The organism is Undibacterium sp. KW1 (assembly GCF_009937955.1).
Lineage (GTDB): Bacteria > Pseudomonadota > Gammaproteobacteria > Burkholderiales > Burkholderiaceae_D > Undibacterium.
In genome coordinates this window covers 2,888,622-2,909,292 of record NZ_AP018439.1, presented here as the reverse complement: position 1 = coordinate 2,909,292, position 20,671 = coordinate 2,888,622, and the positions used below count along the sequence as shown (strand labels likewise).

Below are 20,671 nucleotides of genomic sequence, written 5' to 3'. Positions count from 1 at the left end.
TCAGGCGAACATATTGCGCAAGTTATGAACCAGTTTTGTGCCGAATACATTAATGAGCAGGCCTGCCATTACGATAACTGCCCCCAGTAATTGGGTATGGCTTAATGCCTCATCAAGTATCAGCCACGCGGCTGTCAATCCAATCACAGGCACCATCAATGTCAGTGGCGCAACGAGATGGGTAGGCAAGCTGGCCAGTAGTTTTCCCCATAAGGTATAGCCGATCAGGGTAGCTGCGACGGCCAGGTACACGATGGTCAGACCAGATGACAGGCTCATATTGCTTAAACTGTGCAAAATGACATCGCCACCTTCAAACAGATAAGATAACAAAATAAACGGCAGTATAGGTACCAGGGCACTCCATGACACCAGACTCAGTACGTTGGTCACGCCTATCTTTTTATTAATGACATTACCGCTGGCCCATGAGAATGCAGCGCATAAGGTGAGGGCAAAGCCAGCAAGCGTTACCTGACTGGCCGAACTGGCAATGCTTGCGCTGCCTAGCAATATGAGACCTGCGCTGGCGACCAGCATGCCTAATAAATTGCTAGGCCTTAACTTGTCGCCAAAGACCATGGCAGATAAGCCCACAGTAAAGAACGCCTGTGCCTGCAAAACCAGTGATGCCAAACCTGCTGGCATACCGACTGCCATTGCTGAAAACAAAAAGGCAAATTGGCCAAGGCTGATGAACATGGCATACGCCAATAACAGTTTGAATGACACTTTTGGGCGTGGCAAAAACAAGACAGCGGGAAACGCCACCAGCATAAAGCGCAAAGCGCCCATCAAGAAGGGAGGGATGCCTTTCAATCCTATTTTGATTACCACAAAATTCATTCCCCACAACAAAATGACGATGGCAGCGATCAGGATGTGACGTGTGCTAAGGACAGATTTGGACATGGCTTGGCTAAGGCTTAATTTGTTTTGCATGTACACGTTTGGTCGATGCAGGGTTATTCAGCAGCTTATTTTGCGGCCTGATTGGCCTTGAGACGAAATTCCCACCACAATTCGGGCATATACCTTGTAAGGGACCCTCCACGCAGTCAACGCAAAAGGTGCATTCAAAAGTACAAATGCGGGCCTTGTCAGAATCCGGTGGTAAATCACAGTCACAGCGCTCGCAATTCGGTCTGAGTTCAAGCATGATACATTTTCTTTCTGTTGTGGGTGAATATTAAGCAGAATATCAGTTTGAATGGTATATGCCAGCATAGATAGCGACCAGAGTCGGTCATATCCGGACATCTGCCAAATCTAAATCACAAAGCTTTATGGATTTCAATTTTACATATCAACAACTAGTCAGTATTGCTACGCGCAAAGAGCGCGTGCTTAGTCGTCAATTGACAAAGCAGGAAAAGCTGCAAGCTGTGGAAGCACTTTTTAAGCTGCTGGAAGCAGCGGCGCACAATTCAGGTTTGCAGGATATCTCAGAGCTGGCACAACAGCGGGAAGCCATAAAGGTGGCGGATGCTGCTCAAAGATTGGTCAAGAAAGTTGCACAGCAAAAGAGTAAAAAAGATCGAGATTTAACTTTGCTGCCTGCAAATACCTGGCTGGCCTGGTTCGATGGCTCGGCTGTGCCTAACCCGGGGAAATGCCGGATTGCTTGCATACTCAAAGCGCCCGACGGGCAAAATTTCGAACACATAGCTCACATGGAGTACGGCGACAGCTGTGACGCTGAATACAGTGGTTTGATACTGCTATTACAGCAAGCGGTACAACACGGGATAGTGAACTTGCTTGTGCATGGCGATAGCCAGGTGGTCATTGATGACTTTAACCATATCAAGTTGAGTAGCTTGTTGCGCATACAGAAGTATCGTCAGCAAGCACAGGAACTGGCCTCTGCATTTGAGCAGTTGCGTGTGTCTTGGGTGCCCAGGCACAAAAATCAATTGGCTGATGCACTTACTCAGATGCGGTCAGATTAAGACTTGATTTTCAATGATCGCAGCAACATGCCCAACATTGCAGGTCGCGGATGTTGCGTTTTGCTAAGTAAAACAAGGTTACGTGCATAGGCAGGGTTGGGGATGGGCGTTAATACGCAATGTCTCGCCAATTTTACCAAGCCTGACCAGTGCGGTACCAAACTGACGCCTACATCATCTGCGACCAGCATGGCGATGGTTTCCAGTGCATCGAGGTCGCACATGGCTTCCAGCGCCAAGCCCTGGTCTTGAAGAAATTTCTCAGCATACCGGCCACCCCATGCTGTCGGGTCATAACGCAAATAGGGCTTTGATTGTAGCGTGGACAAGATATCGTTTTGTGGTGCTTGTCTGGAAAGTAAGACCAGGTGCTCTGTTTTTATGTGGTGCGCTATCAGGCTTTTAGGCAAATCAAATGGAGGAGCAACCAGTATTGCCGCATCTATCTCTTCATCCTGCACAGACTGATATAAGGAGCGGGACGTGCCAGGCACGATGCCAGCCTTCAATTTTGGTGCATGTCTGGTCAAATACCTTAAGACGGTTGGCAGCATGCCTGTCATCGCGGTGGAAATGGCGCCTATCTTGATTGTGCCTGTCAAGCCATCAAGGTCGGCGTCACCAGCCAACAGGCTAATCTCGCGCACGATATTTCGTGCCCGTGGCAGCAGATAAAGGCAAGCCTGGGTCGGTTTTGCCGCATGCGTCTGTCTCGACAATAAGGGAAAACCCAACCCCCTCTCCAAAGCCTGAATTCTCTGGCTGATCGCTGCTGCGGTCAGGTTCTCAATTCTTGCGGCTTCGGCAATAGACCCATGTTCTATCGTGGCAATCAGGCTTTGTAGATAGCGGCTATCCATAAAAAATTCTTTCGAATGGATTAAAAATAATATGCTATCTCTTATGAAAAAATGACGCTAGCATGCAATATTGTGAATCACCATCTGAGCAGCGATAATGCAATACGGAACTATATCCATGAAAGCTTTATTTCATCTTGCCTATCATGTGCATGATCTTGATCAGGCACGGCAATTTTATGCAGGCATATTGGGCTGCAAAGAGGGGCGCAGTACGGCCACCTGGGTAGATTTTGATTTTTTTGGTCATCAAATTTCCTTGCATCTGGGCACGCCGTTCGCTACGACTAATACAGGCAGGGTAGGGGATCATCTGGTGCCCATGCCGCACCTGGGTGTAATACTCGCGATGAAGGACTGGACGATGCTGGCCGATCGCCTGCGTGGTCATGATCTCGACTTTGTATTGGAACCATCGATTCGTTTTGCTGGCCAATCGGGTGAGCAAGCGACCATGTTCTTTCTTGATCCCTCAGGAAATCCCATAGAAATCAAAGGTTTCAACAATCTGGAAAGTATTTACGACAAATGAGTTCAACTAAAATTCCATTCCTGGCAGCGCCTGCTTATTCCCATACCCAGGCTTGGGTAGATGCGCTGCAAAAGAATCTGCCAGACGAACAGATTGTCGCCTTTGACAGCATGAGCGATGAGGACAAAGCTACTTGTAAAGTCGCCATCGTTGCCAATCCTGATCCTGCGCAGTTGAAGCAATTACCGCAATTGCAATGGGTGCATAGTGTCTGGGCGGGAGTAGAAAGACTGATTTCAGATTTGGCAGACACTGAGCTGAAAATCGTCCGCTTGATAGACCCACAACTGGCCACCACCATGTCCGAAGCAGTGCTGGCCTGGACGCTGTACCTGCATAGAGATATGCCAGCTTATGCGCGACAACAAAAGCAGCAGCTCTGGCAACCACTTGAATATTTGCGCCCTCAACAAAGAACCATAGGTTTGTTGGGCCTCGGTGCATTGGGTGAGGCGGCGGCGAACAGCCTGCTGCGTGCAGGCTTTAATGTCGTAGGCTGGAGCCGCAATCGTAAAGAATTTGCCGGTGTAGAATGTTTTGCAGGTACAGATGAATTGCCAGTCATGCTGGCAAAAACCGATATCCTCGTTTGTCTGTTACCACTGACATCAGATACCAAAGGACTGATCAATGCCCAAATCCTGCAAGCCTTGCCGCGAGATGCATCCCTGATCAATTTCGCACGAGGGGCTATCATCAATGATCATGATTTGCATATCGCCCTGGATAGCGGGCATATCGGTCATGCAATTCTCGACGTATTTGAAACAGAACCTTTGCCCGCCATTGCATGGCACTGGCAGCATCCGTCTGTGACAGTATTACCGCATTGCTCCGCACCCACAGACAGAGAAACGGCTTCTTTGATTGTGGCCAATAATATCCGGCGTTATAGATCTACGGGGGAGTTGCCTGTGACGGTAGATAGAGTGAAAGGGTATTGAAGGAAGAACTTTTAATGATATGAATGCCTGTCGTTTTCCATTCATACCATTGCAGGGCATTGATTGATTCATCGGCCAAGGTATTGATCAATGCATTCATCAAAGCATTGATCAACATGGCTCAGCCGCCGCTCTAAGCTGCAAGCTTGAATCAGAAACCCAGCAAACCTTTCAGGACATCTGTTGCCTTGACCTTGGGTTCTTCTTTTTGTTCAGGCCTTTGCTGTTGCTCTGCTTGTGATGCATTATTGGACCTGCGTCCACCCATGTCGCCCATACCACCTAGTATGGAGCTATAAGTCGATTTCATACGCAGCTTGGTTTGCCAATCTGGTTCCCAGGCAATTTTTGGATCGCTCGGACGAGGAGGGTAGGCAAAATAAGCATCTGAGCCGTAGGCAATCATGCGCAGCATGCCCGCTCCCTGATCACCAAAAATACCTTTTGGAACATCGCATTTGGTCGTACTGGCGGGCAGGATGACTTTTTCATTAAGCCACTTATCGACATCTGCATTGGCTTGATAATCCACCAGGCCAAAGCCAAAGTCTGGCAATTCACTGGATGTCCAGACTATGACTTCGGGTTATCGCCACTCCCCGACTGTCCACCCATGACACTGATGAAATAGCCACGCGCATTTGGCACTGATTTCCACTCCAGTCCAACCCCGCCAGCCTTCTTGGTTTGTACCAGTTCAATCGCTGCCATCAAATCATTGTTTGACGCCAGATTGAGTTTGAAGCTCTCAGGTATGCCATTACCGACAAAATGATGCTGGCCAACCAGTGAAGCAGTGTCAGGCACTTTTCTGTCATCGCTCTTGTTTGGCCATGCCGGGTTGCCAGGTTGTGAACGCGCACCCTTGGTGACTTTGCCGCGCATGGTAAAGAATTTTGCATAATCTTCTGGCGATGCCTTGGCTGCATCGAGAGTACGCGGCTGCCCCGGCCTTATGGTTTCGCCGCAACCCCAATAAATCGAAATTTTGCCTTTGGGTTTTTCATAGCTGGGCTCGGATGGTGTTTCTTCAGAAGGTGTGTATTGCACTGGTTTTTCTGGGGCTGGCGCTAGCAGCTTCAAACTATCACCGAGGTTCATGCCAGCAGGGATCATCTGGTTGGCATCTGTCAGCGAGGTATTCTTGTTTGTGAATACGGATACATCCATGAATCTGCCACTGGCAAAACCCATGGAATGCGTATTTCCGAAAACATTACCTCTGTCATTGTTACCGGTGCCACCGCGAGCCATGCCACCCAGGGCACCAAAGAAGCCACCAGATTGCGCACCCTGCATAGCCCCGCCCATCATGCCACCCGGCATATCACTGGCATTGGTCGCCAGATCGATATACGCAAATGCAATCGGCGGCTTGACCACTTGTGTGCCAGATTTTGTAGCAGCGACTTTGCCTTGTGCACTGGCGGCTGGTTTGGTTTGTGATGTCGCGATCAGTGGAGTAGCCAATAAACCGCAGACAATGAGTGTTGTCCTCAAAAAAGGTGTGCTGTACGTCTTTGTCATCAAAGTCTTCATGGAATAACTCCTGTTATCTATCAGTTACTGAAAGAGAAAACCAGAAATTTTTTTGACACTGAGGATGTTCTGGCCAAAATCCTTGAAAGGATTATGTTAGCGCAAAATAATTGCAACAATAGGGATTTGCCCCAAACATTTGCTGCAAGAATTTATTTTCCTTGCAATTTGAGGATCAATATTTAATTTCCACGTAGATGTGAATGCGGAAAATTAAAACAAATACTGAGTATTTGTTTGCACAGCGCTGTGCCCGCAAAAAAAATGAATTTGCCAAAAACGACAAATTTATTTTTGATTCATTATTGTAGAAAGCAGAGGCTCCAGGGCGCTTGCCCAAATTTCGTATCCTTCAACGGATAGATGCAACTTGTCTTTACTGATGCCTTTCCAGTTGTCACCGGCAGGTGGGAGTTGCGCCGCGAGATCGAGATAATAAATGTTTCTTTGGTCATCCAGTGGCGCCAGCAGCTTATTGGTTGCAGCCATTTTTTCTGTCGCACGCGCATTAGGTAAAATACTCAACAAAACAATCTTGATGCCATTGAATTTCTTTTGAGTGGCGGCGATGACGGCTTTCACACCGTCTGCAATTTCTTCCGGTGTATCCTGTACATTGTTTGTGCCAATCAGGATGATAGCGACCTGGGGAGTAAAGGCTGACAGGTCGATATTTTCCAAGCGCCAGATAGTATGTTGGGTTTTGTCCGATCCCAACCCAAAATCGATCGCGCGCTCTTCAAAGTGTTTTTTCCAAACAGAAGAGCCCGCTCCCCATCGCCATTGTTCTGTAATCGAGTCACCAATGAAAATCAGATCAGACGGGCGATTTTTCCTTAATGTTATATAGTCATTAAAGTAGATTTGATAAGCCAATTTGGGACTGTAATTCTGATCACTTGCAATCGTAGTAGGCTGTTTGACAGGTAGCGAACTTACTTGTGCATGACAAATAGAAGTAAACAGAAGGGCAGATAAAATCAAGCGTTTCATGAGGTGAATATATAGGATTGTGAGTTATCAGAGAATTTCACTCAGGCTGAGGTGATATAAGGCCAGCTTTAAGTGAAAGATAGTTGTTCAATCCATTGCCTGAGAGACCTTTGATGCCCGCAATGACGGATTCTGCATTAATCCTCGCGCCGGTGACGTTGGTATGGGTGCGCTGGTCGCTAAACAAGGTATCGACTTTTTCCTTGCCCAGGACGTCGTAAGTTTTGCCAGTTATGGCTGTAACATCAATCAAGGCTACCTGGGTTTCATTGGCGACTATGCTTGCCAGCTTGCGATGCTCGGCAAAATCATTAGTCCAGTCCTTGTGTGGCACTGGAGTTGCGATAATGATGGAAATACCCTTCGCCCTGGCATCTTGTATGTATTTTTTCAAATACCAGCCGTAGCTGTGCACGATTTCAACGCTGCCATCTGGTCTGTTGATGATTTCGGTATCTTCTCCAGTGCTGCGCAATGTGCCTCTGAATTTGCCTCTGGCATCAACCGGACCAACATCATTATGCCCAAACTGTACCAGCAAGAAATCACCAGCTTTCATTTCGCCCAATACCTTGTCCCATCGACCCTCCTGAATATAGGTGCGACTACTACGCCCGCCTATGGCACGATTGATGACGTTGATTTTTTTTGAGTCGAAATAGGGTGCTATTTCATCTGCCCAGCCACGCATGGGTGCGTCACTACGAGCTGTGGAGTCGCCAACGATAAAGAAGGAGGGCAATTTAGGGTCAGCCGCCTGATTGATGATCTGTTTGCTTTCTTCCACAACTGGTCTGTCATCTTCTTTCACAGTCTGTGCTGAGGCTACACTAACTACCGCCAGAAGGATTAAAGCCTGCAAGGCCTTATTCCACGAGATAGGGATTGCGCTATGTATAATCATGAAAAGTCCTGTAAACGGTGTCATGGCAGTCATTGAATCAACTGATTATAAGGCGCGCCTCAACGACAACTCAACTGCCATCTGGCTTTTTTATACTGACGATAGCCGGACTGGCCGGCATGAAAAATGACTCTGGCACGTCCGGCTTTGCAGGATCAAAACTTTCCGGCTGAGCCAGGATGAATTTTTTGAGAGGTAATTTGCTTTGCCGCACACCTTCCACAATGCACCTGGCCAGTTCATAAGCGCCGTAGGCATTGTGATGGGTACCATCCCCCGGTTTAAATGCCAGCAAAGACTTTTCTGGCCCCAGTGCTTCATAAAAGACCTTGCTCATGGCGTGCAGATCAATCAGAGGCAGGTTTTCTTCTTTGGCGACTTCACGTACCGCATCCGGATAGCCCTTGTGAGAATTGGTGATCGTCATACCTTCAAATGTGTGGCGTTGTACCTGGGTGACCAATACCACCTGCACATGTTTCTCAGCCAGTGCTGCGGTATAGGTCTTCAGATTATTTTTGTAAGTGGCGACATCCACCGCCTTCATGTCATTGTGCCCAAATTGGATCAGCACATAGTCGTCAGGCTTGACCAGGCTGAGTACTTTGTCCAGCCTGCGTGCCGTTTTAGAAGATGCCAGGGATTCGCCTGACTGCGCATAATTCGCGACACTGATCTCTGCTGAGAAAAAGCGTGGCAGCATTTGCCCCCAACTAGCGTAAGGTTCGCCTGGTTGATCGGTGACAGTAGAGTCACCCAGCAAATAAAGAGTGGGCACATTTTCTACGCGCTCTATGCTGATGACATCTACGCTGGAGCGCGGGCCATTGAATTCCAGCGTCAGTTTGTCGTCCCAGGTAAATTGTTCTTCTCCTGTTTCTCGCTGCTTCAATTTGACTTCGCCACCGCCAGCAATACCAGGGCGGCGTACGTTGACGATGAAGCTTTTTTCTATGCGTTCACCTTTCCTGGTTTTGATTTTTTCCAGCATCAGACGGCGGGTTTCTGCTTTGACGGTCGTCTCAGATTCGCCGTCATCATCACCCAGCATGAGTTTGACGCGATAATTTCCCTCGGGTACGGCAACGGAAAACAGGAAGGGTTTAGCGCTGCTGATGCCATTGCTGGTAGTGCTGATCTGAGCACCATTCTCAAAGCCAAATCCGGTCTCTGCGGAATAGATAGCATCTGTTTTCACCGCTTTGGACTGCGCTGCAGGCTTTGTACTGAAATCAAATGAATATGTTTGGGCGTAGAGCATATTACTAAAGGCGATGCTGCCAATAAAAATCAATAGCTTGAAAGTCGGTATTTTTTTCATCGGAATCAGCTCAGGAAATTCTTGCAGTAATAAAAGCTGTGGAAATTATTGATGCATTTTAGGGTAGCTATGGGGCAAAGGCCGTTTTTCAGAAAAACAATCAGAGTCGTGATTGGCATTCGATGAAAAACGGCCTGTCGATAGTATTCGACAGGCCGTTGATCGCCGGATTGCGGTAAGACCGCATCAGGATTGGCCAGGTGGAGGCGGGCGGCGCATTTCCTGACGATTATTGCCCTGGCCGCCGGCTGTATTGCCGCCAAAGCGATAAGACAGCCCGACATATATCAAGCGACCGTCATAACGCCGGATATTGTGTTCTTTGAGTGTGTCTGTATCGACGATGGTCTCAATTTTGTTTGAGTTAAAGATATCCGTGACGTTCAGAACCAGATTCAGGCTAGGTGTAATTGTGTGGCGCAGGCTGAAATTAGCAGTGGAATTGGGTTGCCGATAACCTTCGCCCGAGAGCGTTTTCCCCTGGGAATTTAGGCTGATTTGCAGCTGATCTTGCTCGCTGAGTTGATAATTAAAGCGTCCGCGCAAACTTAATGAAGATGCTGAACGCTGAATTTCCTGACCGGCGGTATTCAGGATTTTTTGTTCGATGAATAACAGGTTGCCGCTGGTATTGATGGAAAGCTTGGGCGTTAGCTTGCCGCTGAGCGTGAATTCAACACCGCTGGAGTGATTGCCTCCACCGTTTTCCAGTGTGGTCAGCACTACAGTGTCGTTGATCGGGATTTTTCGAGACAAAATACTGTCGCTTTCTGTGCGATAGTAGCCACGGATATTCATATCCAGCCCGATGACTCTGGTTTCATACGCCAATTCAAAGGAATCTGTTTGCGCCGGCTTCAATTTTGGGTTGCCGCTGGAGTAATTCAACTCGTCACGATAGACAACAAAAGGATTGAGCTCATTGGCATTGGCGCGACGTATGCGATGTGCATAACTGAAACGCAGGGTGGTGTCGTCACTGGCCTTGTAACTGGCAAAGAAGCTGGGAATATAGTTAATGTAGTGATTGGTCGCCTCTATGCGTGTAGTCAGCTGTTGGATATCGATATGCGTATACTCCGTCCTCAGGCCTGCCAGTACACCCCATTTTTCATTCAGGCGCAATTGATACGAGCCGTACAGGGCAATATTGGCTTCATCCAGATTATAGCTATTGGTTCGTGACGGATTCAGGATGGCGGTGTTACTGATGGGATCAATATTAAAATAGCTGGTATCAAATTCACTTTTGTTATTGGCTATCTTGTAGCCCATTTTCAAAAGACCCTTTTCATCGGGGCGTTCATAGTCACCGGTAAAATCGACGATCTTGATATTGTTGGCATTATTTTGCTTGCTGTGTACATCGGTAAAAATAATCGGACTGCTCGCATCCACGTTGGAGTATACGTTGGAATACGCGTTGGAGCTGGTATTGTCCGAACCTGATACACGCAAGTCCAGCCGCATTATTTCGCCGTTGATGTCGCCTTTGCGGTCATAGCGACCGCCCCAACTGTAATTGGTGCTTTCGCCACCGCGCTGGGTAGAACGCACATAGTCACTATTGATTTGGCCGATGTTCAGGTAGTGGTCTGTCGATTTTTGGTCATTGTTGCGTCTGGCATAAGAGAAATTGGCCCCGAGGGTATCCTTCGTGCCGATGTTGTACGTAATCGCAGCATTGACACCGGAAGAATTATTCAAGCCAGCAGAAGCAGATTCCTGAGTACTGTGCTGACCGAGATCAAGCCGGTCGCGGACAGCCTCGCCCACTGAATTTCTGCCATCGTGGCGGAAGTTGACACCACCCTGTATGCCAAAAAGGCCCTCATGATAACTGCCAGATGCAGCGCTGTTATAGCGACCCGCTGATCCGGCATTGGCATTGACGACGCCGAAGCCGCCAGGCTGACGATTGCGTCGCATGACCAGATTGAGAATGGGCCCACCACCACCTTCGTTGCCAAATTGCGCGCCAGGATTATTGATCACTTCTATAGACTCTATGTCGTGCGAGGGCATGGCATTTAGCGATGCGCCACGATTGTCGCCCTGCATCATGGCGGATGGTTTTCCATCGATCAGGATTTGAACTTTAGTGCTGCCGCGCAGACTGATTGTGCCATCTGGATCTACGGATACAGAGGGGATATTGTTAAGAGCATCAGCAGCTGTACCATTGGTACTGGCGACATCTGATTTGACATCATATACCTGACGATCAATGCGATTGCTGGGGCGTTCTGCTTGTACGGTCACCGATTGTGGTTCGCCACTACTGCTGGCTGGCGCATCAGATGTCACTGGCTTGCTATCTGTTTTGCTTACCGGCCCAGTTTTACTATTTGTTTCTTCTGGTTTGGGTTCTGCAGGCTTGACTGGTGTTGCGGCTTTGGCCGGTGTGGCAGGTACAGCTGGCTTATCCGGGGTTTGAGCATAAGCAATTGGACTCATGCAAAAAGCTTCTGTGATCAGCACACCCACTACCAGGTTACGCGTTGTCTTGCGACCATGGCGGACAAATTGCGTTACTGTCTCTGGGCAAATTTTTTTACGGCGTGTAGTCATGATTTGGGTCTAGTAGAGTGCCATTAGATGAAATTGCCAACACTATGACGTAAAAATGTCTGCCTTGTTCAACTTGCTTTGTATCAGTTTGTTGTCAGTAGATACGGATGCTTCATTTGTTCAATCCGGGTCTGCACCAGTCATTTTTTTCAGGTCCGTCACTGAGGGAATATGCACACCGATCAGTGCCAGATTTTGTATCGCAGCCAGGCCCCATTGGGCAGTGTCATTGGTGCTAATCCATGGCACTTCATCGACGGGATTGAGGCTATTGACACCCTGAACGCGTGTGGTTTTCAGCAATGGGCCGGGCACGCCACGGTTACCAAAAAACTCGCGCCAGGCACGCTGTGCCAGTGCGGGATTTTTGTTTTTCCAGGCGACGTAGGCGGTGAGTCTGGAATGGCCGTTACGCAAGGCATTGCCCGCACCATGTGGCATGCCCAGTGCATTGATCTGCTCCTGTTTACCAGCATTGAAGAGTTCACAATACTGTAACCATGCCTGTACAAACCCGGGTTCGTCAGTCAGGGTCACCAGTTCGGCAAAAATTTCTACTGCGCCAAAGACAGCATTCAAATGGCTGGCCGATGCACGCTTACCAAAGACATTGATCAGATGGCTGGTGTCAGCGTCATAGGCAAAGCTGTTACCATTGAAAAAGCCGTGGGGCATGCCGGCAATGTCACGCATGCCGGTCAATATCTTGTTGCGGTATTTGATGTCACCGCTGCGTTCCCATTCGGTCAGCCAGTTACCAGCGAGTGAACCCCAGTCTGTACCGAAACCGGCATGTGCCTTGATATTGCTGATGTCTTCCCTGGGCTTTAGTTTGCGCGCCGGGTCTGTGCTCTCCAGTTTTTTGTCGGCGTCTATTAATGAATGCATGATGTCGCCTATGCGTTCATCTGCTGTCAGGTAGTAATAAAAGCGGCGATAGACGGCGGCACTGATGCGCAACTGCTTTGCGCTACAGCCCCAGTGCTGTACATTGTGGCGAGAACCCAGGCCGGCAAATTGCCCCAGGTGATGGGTATCGACTTCGCTGGTGTGCCTGACCATGGCTTCGGCAAAACGGAAGATGTCTGCCCGTCCGGTGCGCAGAAAGGAATACCAAAGCCAAAGGTCTGGGGATAGTTCAGAATTATCCCAGGCAAAGCCACCGACGTCATAACGCCATTCATGCCGGTCCAGATCATAGCTGTGGCGGATATCACCAAAATCCCAGAAGCCATACCAGTGACGTTGTTCTACCTGTTCCTTATAGAAATTAAAGCGGAAATCGAGCTGGTCTTCAATCGCGGCTTTTACCGGATGCGAGCGATCAGGCAAACTCCACAATCCGCCAAACACGCCGGTCGCCAGGAAATGGCTGGGCTTTGCCACCAGTTGCGGTGGTGTTTGTACCGCTTCGGCAAATTGTACCAGCTTTTCTCTTGAAGGCGTGGCCGCACATACCCATAGGGTTATTTCGCTACTGCGTGCCACACCCATGGGGCTGCCAAAGCCTTTTTCATAATCTTCATAAGTGATTTCCAGGCCTTCGCGTTCCTGATCATGGGTTTCCATACCCATGCCATCATGATAAAAGCGCAGATCCATAGCCGGTGCATCGGGCGACCACATCCAGACGGTGACCTGGGCGGTGTCGGTATGCGCTTGACGGATATCCAGTTGAGTAGGGTGACGCTGCCAGAAATCGCGCAAGCCAAAAGCGACGCCGCCACTGATACCACCTATATAGCCGGTGCCGGGTGATCTGTGTCCCCAGGCGGCTTCTACCCAGCCGTAACCGGATTTAGTTCGTTTGCGTATCTTGAAGCCGTCTGCTGATTGTTGTGACAGGGTGTAATCACCCCATGCCGGTACCAGATGGATCAGGCGCTGTATAACATCAGGGAACTGTGTCAGTGGTGGGCAGGCAAGCCCTGCAAGTTGGGCATTGCGTACTGCGGGGCCAGGGTCACGGCGCAGACCGGTCATATTACGCACACCTTCTGCCCATAAGCCGGCATTTTCACCGGCAAACCGCACATGCCTATCATACAGCGCATCACGCATGGGGACGTCGAAGCGCAAGCCTATGCCGCGCAAGAAATCGCGTTGCTCATCGCCATTATAAACAAAGCTGTGCATGACACGTATGGTGTCCGCGCCTGCATAGAAATACAGCCTGAGCACGAAAGGTAGCCAGGCCCGTTTGGCATCCTTGTGCATGCCTTCCACCTTCAGCACCGCACGTACCGGGCCATTTTGTTCAAGACTGACCTGACTGATATCGCTGATGTAATTGTGCTGGCGGGTGGTGCCGCTTTCTCCATTTGGCTGATCATCGCTGATGACGACCAGATGGCCATTGCGCATGATTTCTTTGCCATCACGCTGCACACTGCGGATAAACTGTGCACCCTGACTGGCTACTTCACATACCATCACGCCGGTATCTATCAGATACCCATCTTTACTTTGCCTGACGCTGACGAATTTTTCAGGGGATAGGGCAGTTTTTGCTACAGGTTTGACCTGCAATTCCGAACCCAGGCTGACACCTGCGGCTACGGCATGAGCAGTCCACTTCAAGGTGCCATCAGGCCAATATGCCAGAGGCCAGCTTTGAGTAGGCAAGTCTTTGCCATCCTGATTAATCAATTGAAACTGCTGGCTTTTGGCTATCTTGCCTCGTGGCCATGGCACGCCTACTGTTGCGCCTGTCAATACTTGCGGTGGTTTTCCTTCCAGCCAGTTCAGGCGTATAAACTCATCTGCCTTTACTTCCATGCCTGTATTACCCGCAGACAGATTCTGCGCCTGCAGAGTGGGCAAATGACTGACAAGCGCTGTGGCTGCCGTTGTTTTGATGAAGCTGCGACGTGTTAATTTATACATTATCCGTTACTTATAAATCTGGAGATAGCTGTGCCTGTTGCTTGATCGCGCATGGAAAATCAGGGTGTATGTATGAGCTCTGGTTTGGTCACGACCATGCCATCACCGAGGTAGAAACTGGGGTGTGGAGGTTGGTTGTACCCGGCATTTTGTCCTGCCACCTGCATCCTGTATTGTGGATTGTGCATCAGGCTGGTGATACGATGCGTTGTCGGTATGGTGGTGCTGAATATCAGCAGGGCAGTGCTGTCATTATTTCTCCATACGACTTCTTCACGCCAGTCACCAAACAAGTCAGCCGACAGCACAGGCGTTGCTTTGGTACCATTATTGGATGCGGCATTATAAGTCGCACCATTCAGTAAACGTTCGAAGACGAAGGCTTTTGGATTCCATTTTTCTATCAGGGTGCCATCCAGCGATTCACGCAAGAGATCACCATCCCACCATACTGCGAAGTTGACGCGCCGTGGATGCTGGGGTGAAATTTCCACGCCTGCGGCGCTCATCAGTCCACCGACTGATCCCCAGCATTCTTCACCGGGATAAGCAGGATCTATGTCCATACATACGCCACGACCGACATCGGCACCTTTGCCATCTACGCTCCAGAGTATTTTCCCGGTAGCGGCATCATGCATTTCCAGTCCGTGTGCGCCATAGCAGCTTGGCGTTTCATGTACCATGTAAATTTGCTGTCCTGGGCGATTGGGGGCAAGCTTGCCTACATGCAGTGCATCACCATGGCACAGACCAGTGCTGTATAACATTTTGCCGTTGCTGCCTATAGTGGCAGCACCATAGATGAGATCATCCTTGCCGTCACCATCGACATCGGCCACCGACATCCAGTGCGCACCCTGGTGATTGACCGGGCCGCCTTCGATATCGCTGTCAAAGGTCCAGCGGCTGGTGAGTTTGCCATCGCGCCAGTCCCAGGCCGCAATCACTGCACGGGTGTAGTAGCCACGCGAAAAGACAGCGCTTGGACGTTCTCCATCCAGAAATGCCACCGCGCCAAGAAAGCGATCTACCCGGTTGCCATAGACATCACCCCAGGCCGCAACATCGCCGCGTGCCGGGATATAGCTGGTGCTGGCCATGGCAGCACCGGTCATGCCATTGAAGACTGTCAGGTATTCTGGTCCAGATAAAATATAGCCTTTATCATTACGATAATCGACAGCAGCATTGCCGATGACTTTACCCTTGCCATCTATGGTGCCATCAGCAGTTTTCATCATGACTTCTGCCTTGCCATCACCATCAAAGTCATACGTCAGGAAGGTGGTGTAATGTGCGCCGGCGCGTATATTCTTGCCCAGATCAATGCGCCACAATAGTTTTCCATCAAGCTTGTAGGCATCCACGTAGGTATTGCCGGTGTAGCCTGCCTGGGAATTATCCTTGGCGTTGGTGGGTTGCCATTTAACGATGAGTTCATACTCGCCGTCACCGTCGAGATCTGCTGCAGAGCCATCATTCAGTACATAGCTGTAACTTGATCCATCAGGGGTAATGCCATCGGCCGGTTTTTGTACGGGTATGGTTTTATACAAATTCCTCCACGTACTTTTGGGCGCATCTGCGAGTAATTCAGCACCGTCAATGACTGGACGTATGGTGTAGCTGCTGGCAGGTGTACCTGTGTCATCGGCGTAATTGGTTACTTGCTGGGGTACTCGGTTTAATTTCTCCTGTCCGCGATAAATATTGAAACTGATATTCTCTGGATCGGTTCCCAACAAGCGCCAACTGATGAAATTGGCCTTGCCAGTGTTGATGGCGATAACCCCGCGATCGAGTTTTTCCATCTGCTTGCCACGCAGCGATGCGCTGGCAGGGCTTATGGTTTTCGCTTTAGCAGCGACAGTGGTCGCTTCGGCCTGCACCTGACTGCTGCAAACACCAGCCAGGCTGGCGACTACCAGGGTGCCGGTCAATACATGATGGATTTTCATAGGTGCAGATTTCCCGTTTGTCATCAGCGTTGCAGGTTGGAAGGGCTTGGGACCAGCTCCAGCGGTACGCCGCCACGGGCGGCGCGTATCTTGACCAATTCCAGCGGCTCCAGTGCATTGGCAGCCTTGCCATCTGTACTGACTGCCAAGGTAAGCGTATTTTCACCATTCGGATTCAATATGCCTGGTGGCAGGATGAAGAGACGCTGCGGGCCTATATGAGAAATGAAATTTCCCATATTCCAGCCATTGACGAAAATCAGGACACGGTTTCTGCGGTCAGAACGTGGCTGGCTGGTATCGCCTATGGCCAGACCCAGTTGTACATCATGACCTGTCGGCATATCCAGGGTGAAATTGGTACGTAACCAATAAGTACCTGCCGCTGGTGGCGCCGCATCTGGACTGGCTTTTCCCCAGCCGCCGTTGTCTGGTTTGGACTCAGCCTTACTGCTGACCGGCAAATACCAGCCTGCACGTTCACCATAGAGGCCGCCGTTATTCATGGGACCACGTACCAGGTCAGCAATTTCTTCACCGCCTTTATTGCCCTGGATTTTCCAGGTAATTGGTGTGGCAAATTTCTCTTTGATGTCATGCGTCAGTGACGCACTGATCAAGCCACGTGCAACTTTATGTTCGTCATCCGCTGCCAGATCCCAGTTGTGGGAATTATTTCTGACCATGACCGACAGTACGTGTTCGCCCACATGCAATGCTTCGGCAGACAGCTTGAAGCTGGCCGTGCCCCAGTTATCTGGCTTGGGTTTTCCGGTTGGCATTTCATTTTCACCGATGTAGACACCGTCCAGCCACAGTTGCATGAAACCTGCACCACCACCGCCATAGCTTATTTCCAATTGTTCAGGCAGTGGTTTGCCAGCCTGCACTTTGAAATTGCCACGGTACCAGACATCGCCATGGTGAAAGCCATAATCACTCATGCTGAGTATGGGTTGACCAGCAGGAGGTGTGGTCTTCACGGTTGCAGCCGTGGTGGTCAGGTCAGTCTTGCGCCATTTGCTGTCGTCAAAGACTTTGGCTGCCTCTGGCGAATCCATGCGACGCATCCATGTCTGTTGCATCAGTTTTGGTAAAACAATGTCAGCAGGGCCAGCCAGGGGCTCAGTCGACAAACTACCATCGGCATTTTTGTTGCTGGTGATGGAGGCAGTATTCCAGGTGATTTGTGTGACGGCTTTTGGTGCCCATATGTCCAGCTTACTACTTTCGTGGGTATCGCCGCTCAGGTGCAGGGTGTTGCCTTGCACATTGGCCTGGCGCACCAGTGCTGGAGAACGCTCAAGGACAGGGCCGTGTGCGGTTTCCTGACGCCAGAAGTTACGACCTGTTTCATCGTCTGCAAGCAACAGCAGTAAATCTGCTTTGCCACCACCACTGATGCGTACGCGTATCAAATCCTTGTGTACATAATTCAACCGCAGATCGCCGTTTTTAGGATCAAACACTGCATTGGCTGCACCTTCCAGTACTTCGACCTTTGGCTGTGATTGATAACGCAATACGGTTTCGCCATCTTCGCCTTTGCGGCCATACAGCAAGGCGATATCGCGCTCATCCTGTCGCAGGTGGGTCTGGGTATCGGATGTGGTGTAGACCAGATGCTGGCGCTCCAGTGCATAGTCTGATAACAGCAGTTTGACGTTCTGGTCCTTGATACGCAAAGTACCCGCTTGCGGGATCTGGTAGCTGCCATCGCGTGTAGTGAGCTTGAAGCTGAACAGTTCTTCTGTGGTTGAATCGGTCTTGGTATGAATGGCGAAAATCAGGTGCGCGCCGTTGACAGGACTGATATTGTGATAAAGCTTGACCGCAGGATTGGATGCAGTGATTGCCTCGCCTTTATCCATGGCGCTTAACACGGATTTGGCGGCATCCACAAAGTGCCCCATCTGCTTCAGTGTCAAGGCTTTTTCGCGCAAGCCACGGCCTTCGTCGATGGCAGCACCGTAATCGTAAGAAGTATACACGACCTGCGCTGGCAGCCAGCCCCATGATGTGCCGCCATACATCATATAAATGGAATGGATGGAAATGCCATTGATCAAATTAGCGCCGTAGAAAGTGCGTACATAATTCGATCCGGTGCGTTGCGCGGTACAATCATAGGTGCCGACGCTGCCCCAGAAATCAAACCAGCCGCCGCCCATTTCTGCCGCAAAGCCTGGCGTATTGGGAGACGCGAGGGCACCAATCTTGACCGGCCCGGATCCGGTATTGGCGGGAATTTCACCATACATGCCCCAGTTGGGCACGACATTCGGTTTGCCAATTTCTTTGGTATTGGTACAGCCACCACCCGGGTAGCCGTCAAAACTGTACAAATCGGTGGGGCCTGGCACCGCATAGGGTGCGCTGGAATTGGGTGGCGTCCAGTTCGGCAGACGACCTGCAGAATTGTGGAACAGCGGTACGCTGATGCCATCGGCCCTGGCTTTGTCTGCCAGGTGTTGCATGTAGCGCTTATGCGTATCCGAGGTATTTGATAACTCGTTTTCCAGCTGATAGGCAATGACAGTGCCGCCACCAGTGGTGATTTGATGGCGCGCGATAATCGCGTCAATCTGGGTCAGCCATTCATCTGCAGACTGCATGTATTCGGCAGCATCAGTACGGGCAATCGCTTTTTGCCTGGCCAGATAGCCAGGGAAACCGCCCAGTGTCAGTTCCGCATTCACATAGGGGCCCGGGCGGGCAATGACATACATGCCTTCCTGTTCGGCCATTTCTATCGCCAGTTCTACATTGCGTATGCTGGAAAAATCATATTGATTCGGGCGTGACGAGTGATAACCCCAGTCAAAGTAGATGGCTACAGTGTTCAGGCCGGTGGCTTTCATTTTTTGTATGACATCACGCCACAGTGAGGGATTGGGTAAGCGGAAAGGGTGAAATTCACCTGCCCAGATCATTTCCCTTTTGCCGTCTATCATCAGCGAGTGTTTATCCCAGGTGATCTTTCTCGCTGGCGATTTTGCGGCAGTGGCCTGTTCCAGGACTTTGGTAGGTTCGCTGATGACAGTGAAGTGGCGCACCGCGCCCGATACACCCCCCAGTTCCTGCTTGGTTGTCCAGGTTTTGAAATTGTCCTTGCTGTCAGAATACCAGTAATGCTTGGTCGTATAGTCGTCAAAGTAAATGCGCCAGCCGCCATTTTTCAGCTTGACCAGAGCCTGACCTTCCGAGGGCTTGCCCCAGCCTGCCCAGTCGCCAGTTTTTTCCACTTTCCAAGGGCCAGCAAGGGCAGGGGCTGTCGCCATTTCTATGTATTTGCTGGTTTCATTTTTAGTGAAAACCACATAGCGTGACCCGTCCTTGACGGGGAAAGTATCAATGTAATTATTTTGCAGACCTGCCATGGCCTGGGCTGGCGAGAAATTGGCGTATGTCTTGTCCAGCGCATGCAGCACATAGGCCCCAAAGGGACCTTTGGTTCCCTGTGTAGATACGGACACGACGATGTGGACCGTGCCATCGCTGTCGGTGAACCATTCGGGTGCCCAGACATTGCTGATTTTGGTATTCGCGTCCGGCAATTGCAGGCGCACGTCACGTACATGCTGCCAGTGGCGCAGGTCGCGACTTTTGGCGACACCAAAGGTATCGCCAGTCCAGCCGGTCGTGTAAATCACATAATAATAGCCATCATCTGCATGCAAAATCGATGGATCACGTAGCAGGCCTTGTGGTGGTGTATACGCTTCTGAGGCAAGTGGTGCAAAGCTGGTGCCATCATAAGAAGTAAACAGGCTGAGCTTGTTTTGTGATGTAGAAGGAAAGGCCGACATCAGGAAGCTGGTGTCACCCTTCAGCGGAATCACTTTGGGGTTGGCATTCGGTGGGGCAACCGTACTATTGGTCTGGACCTTGTTGGTACTGGTCAGCCCGAAACTATCCATCAGGGCATCACCAGTGACTGGTGGATTTTGAGACGAATTTTGCGGTGGTGCAGTATTCTGCATTTGCGCATGTGCCAGGCACACGCTGCAGGTCAATACCAAGGTCGTCAATCCTGACCGTACTACTGAGTTCATCATTTTCCTTCTGATCATGGTCAAACAAAGAATTGGGAATGAGTAGATGTATGCCCACACCGGGCGATGCGCTATGTCTGTCTGGCTCAGGTACTTGATTGGCCTGGGCTTGGTGTGAGATGCCTCTGTTTTTATCGCCACATTAATAAATAA

The 20,671-nt window shown here is 50.1% G+C and carries 15 protein-coding genes; 3 read left to right on the top strand and 12 right to left on the bottom strand.

From position 1 onward, the window contains the following. Both UNDKW_RS13105 and UNDKW_RS13100 read right to left on the bottom strand, forming a co-directional pair. On the bottom strand, nt 1–912 hold the full coding sequence (locus UNDKW_RS13105; RefSeq protein WP_162059047.1) for an EamA family transporter: 912 nt from the start codon (nt 910–912) through the stop codon (nt 1–3). A gap of 7 nt (nt 913–919) precedes the next feature. Further along, entirely contained in the window at nt 920–1,159 is a 240-nt protein-coding gene (locus UNDKW_RS13100) for a DUF1272 domain-containing protein (RefSeq protein ID WP_162059046.1), read from the bottom strand. A 127-nt stretch (nt 1,160–1,286) separates the two neighbouring features. Here UNDKW_RS13100 and UNDKW_RS13095 point away from each other — a divergent pair, with 127 nt between their 5' ends. Further along, on the top strand, nt 1,287–1,952 hold the full coding sequence (locus UNDKW_RS13095; protein WP_162059045.1) for a ribonuclease HI family protein: 666 nt from the start codon (nt 1,287–1,289) through the stop codon (nt 1,950–1,952). Here UNDKW_RS13095 and UNDKW_RS13090 read toward each other — a convergent pair. Next, entirely contained in the window at nt 1,949–2,812 is an 864-nt protein-coding gene (locus UNDKW_RS13090; RefSeq protein ID WP_162059044.1) for a LysR family transcriptional regulator, read from the bottom strand. The two genes, UNDKW_RS13095 and UNDKW_RS13090, sit on opposite strands and share 4 nt — an antisense overlap. Before the next feature lie 118 nt (nt 2,813–2,930). On the opposite strand from UNDKW_RS13090, the gene UNDKW_RS13085 reads away from it, so the two are divergent. Together UNDKW_RS13085 and UNDKW_RS13080 are read left to right on the top strand one after the other, a co-directional pair. Then, nucleotides 2,931–3,344 (top strand): VOC family protein, encoded by a 414-nt coding sequence (locus tag UNDKW_RS13085; RefSeq protein WP_162059043.1) that lies wholly within the window; start codon nt 2,931–2,933, stop codon nt 3,342–3,344. Then, nucleotides 3,341–4,288 (top strand): glyoxylate/hydroxypyruvate reductase A, encoded by a 948-nt coding sequence (locus UNDKW_RS13080; RefSeq protein ID WP_162059042.1) that lies wholly within the window; start codon nt 3,341–3,343, stop codon nt 4,286–4,288. The genes UNDKW_RS13085 and UNDKW_RS13080 overlap by 4 nt, the downstream gene beginning before the upstream one ends. Before the next feature lie 151 nt (nt 4,289–4,439). Here UNDKW_RS13080 and UNDKW_RS13075 read toward each other — a convergent pair whose 3' ends face one another. The 9 genes from UNDKW_RS13075 to UNDKW_RS13035 form a co-directional block, all read right to left on the bottom strand. After that, nucleotides 4,440–4,844, bottom strand: coding sequence for a hypothetical protein (locus UNDKW_RS13075; protein WP_162059041.1), 405 nt, complete (start codon nt 4,842–4,844; stop codon nt 4,440–4,442). A 17-nt stretch (nt 4,845–4,861) separates the two neighbouring features. Next, entirely contained in the window at nt 4,862–5,827 is a 966-nt protein-coding gene (locus UNDKW_RS13070) for a hypothetical protein (protein WP_162059040.1), read from the bottom strand. Nucleotides 5,828–6,115: 288 nt separating this feature from the next. Then, complete coding sequence (locus tag UNDKW_RS13065) at nt 6,116–6,820, bottom strand: GDSL-type esterase/lipase family protein (protein WP_162059039.1); 705 nt, start codon at nt 6,818–6,820, stop codon at nt 6,116–6,118. 37 nt (nt 6,821–6,857) lie between these two features. Then, entirely contained in the window at nt 6,858–7,724 is an 867-nt protein-coding gene (locus UNDKW_RS13060) for a rhamnogalacturonan acetylesterase (RefSeq protein ID WP_162059038.1), read from the bottom strand. Between the two features lie 70 nt (nt 7,725–7,794). Continuing rightward, the gene (locus UNDKW_RS13055; protein ID WP_162059037.1) at nt 7,795–9,045 is read right to left on the bottom strand and encodes a rhamnogalacturonan acetylesterase; all 1,251 of its coding nucleotides are present in this window, start codon (nt 9,043–9,045) and stop codon (nt 7,795–7,797) included. A gap of 186 nt (nt 9,046–9,231) precedes the next feature. Beyond that, the gene (locus UNDKW_RS13050) at nt 9,232–11,616 is read right to left on the bottom strand and encodes a TonB-dependent receptor domain-containing protein (protein ID WP_232063375.1); all 2,385 of its coding nucleotides are present in this window, start codon (nt 11,614–11,616) and stop codon (nt 9,232–9,234) included. A 120-nt stretch (nt 11,617–11,736) separates the two neighbouring features. Then, entirely contained in the window at nt 11,737–14,502 is a 2,766-nt protein-coding gene (locus UNDKW_RS13045) for a Tat pathway signal sequence domain protein (RefSeq protein ID WP_162059036.1), read from the bottom strand. Nucleotides 14,503–14,561: 59 nt separating this feature from the next. Then, on the bottom strand, nt 14,562–16,463 hold the full coding sequence (locus tag UNDKW_RS13040) for a rhamnogalacturonan lyase (RefSeq protein WP_162059035.1): 1,902 nt from the start codon (nt 16,461–16,463) through the stop codon (nt 14,562–14,564). A gap of 23 nt (nt 16,464–16,486) precedes the next feature. Further along, on the bottom strand, nt 16,487–20,518 hold the full coding sequence (locus UNDKW_RS13035) for a beta-galactosidase (RefSeq protein ID WP_197893147.1): 4,032 nt from the start codon (nt 20,516–20,518) through the stop codon (nt 16,487–16,489). Nucleotides 20,519–20,671 lie beyond the last annotated feature (153 nt).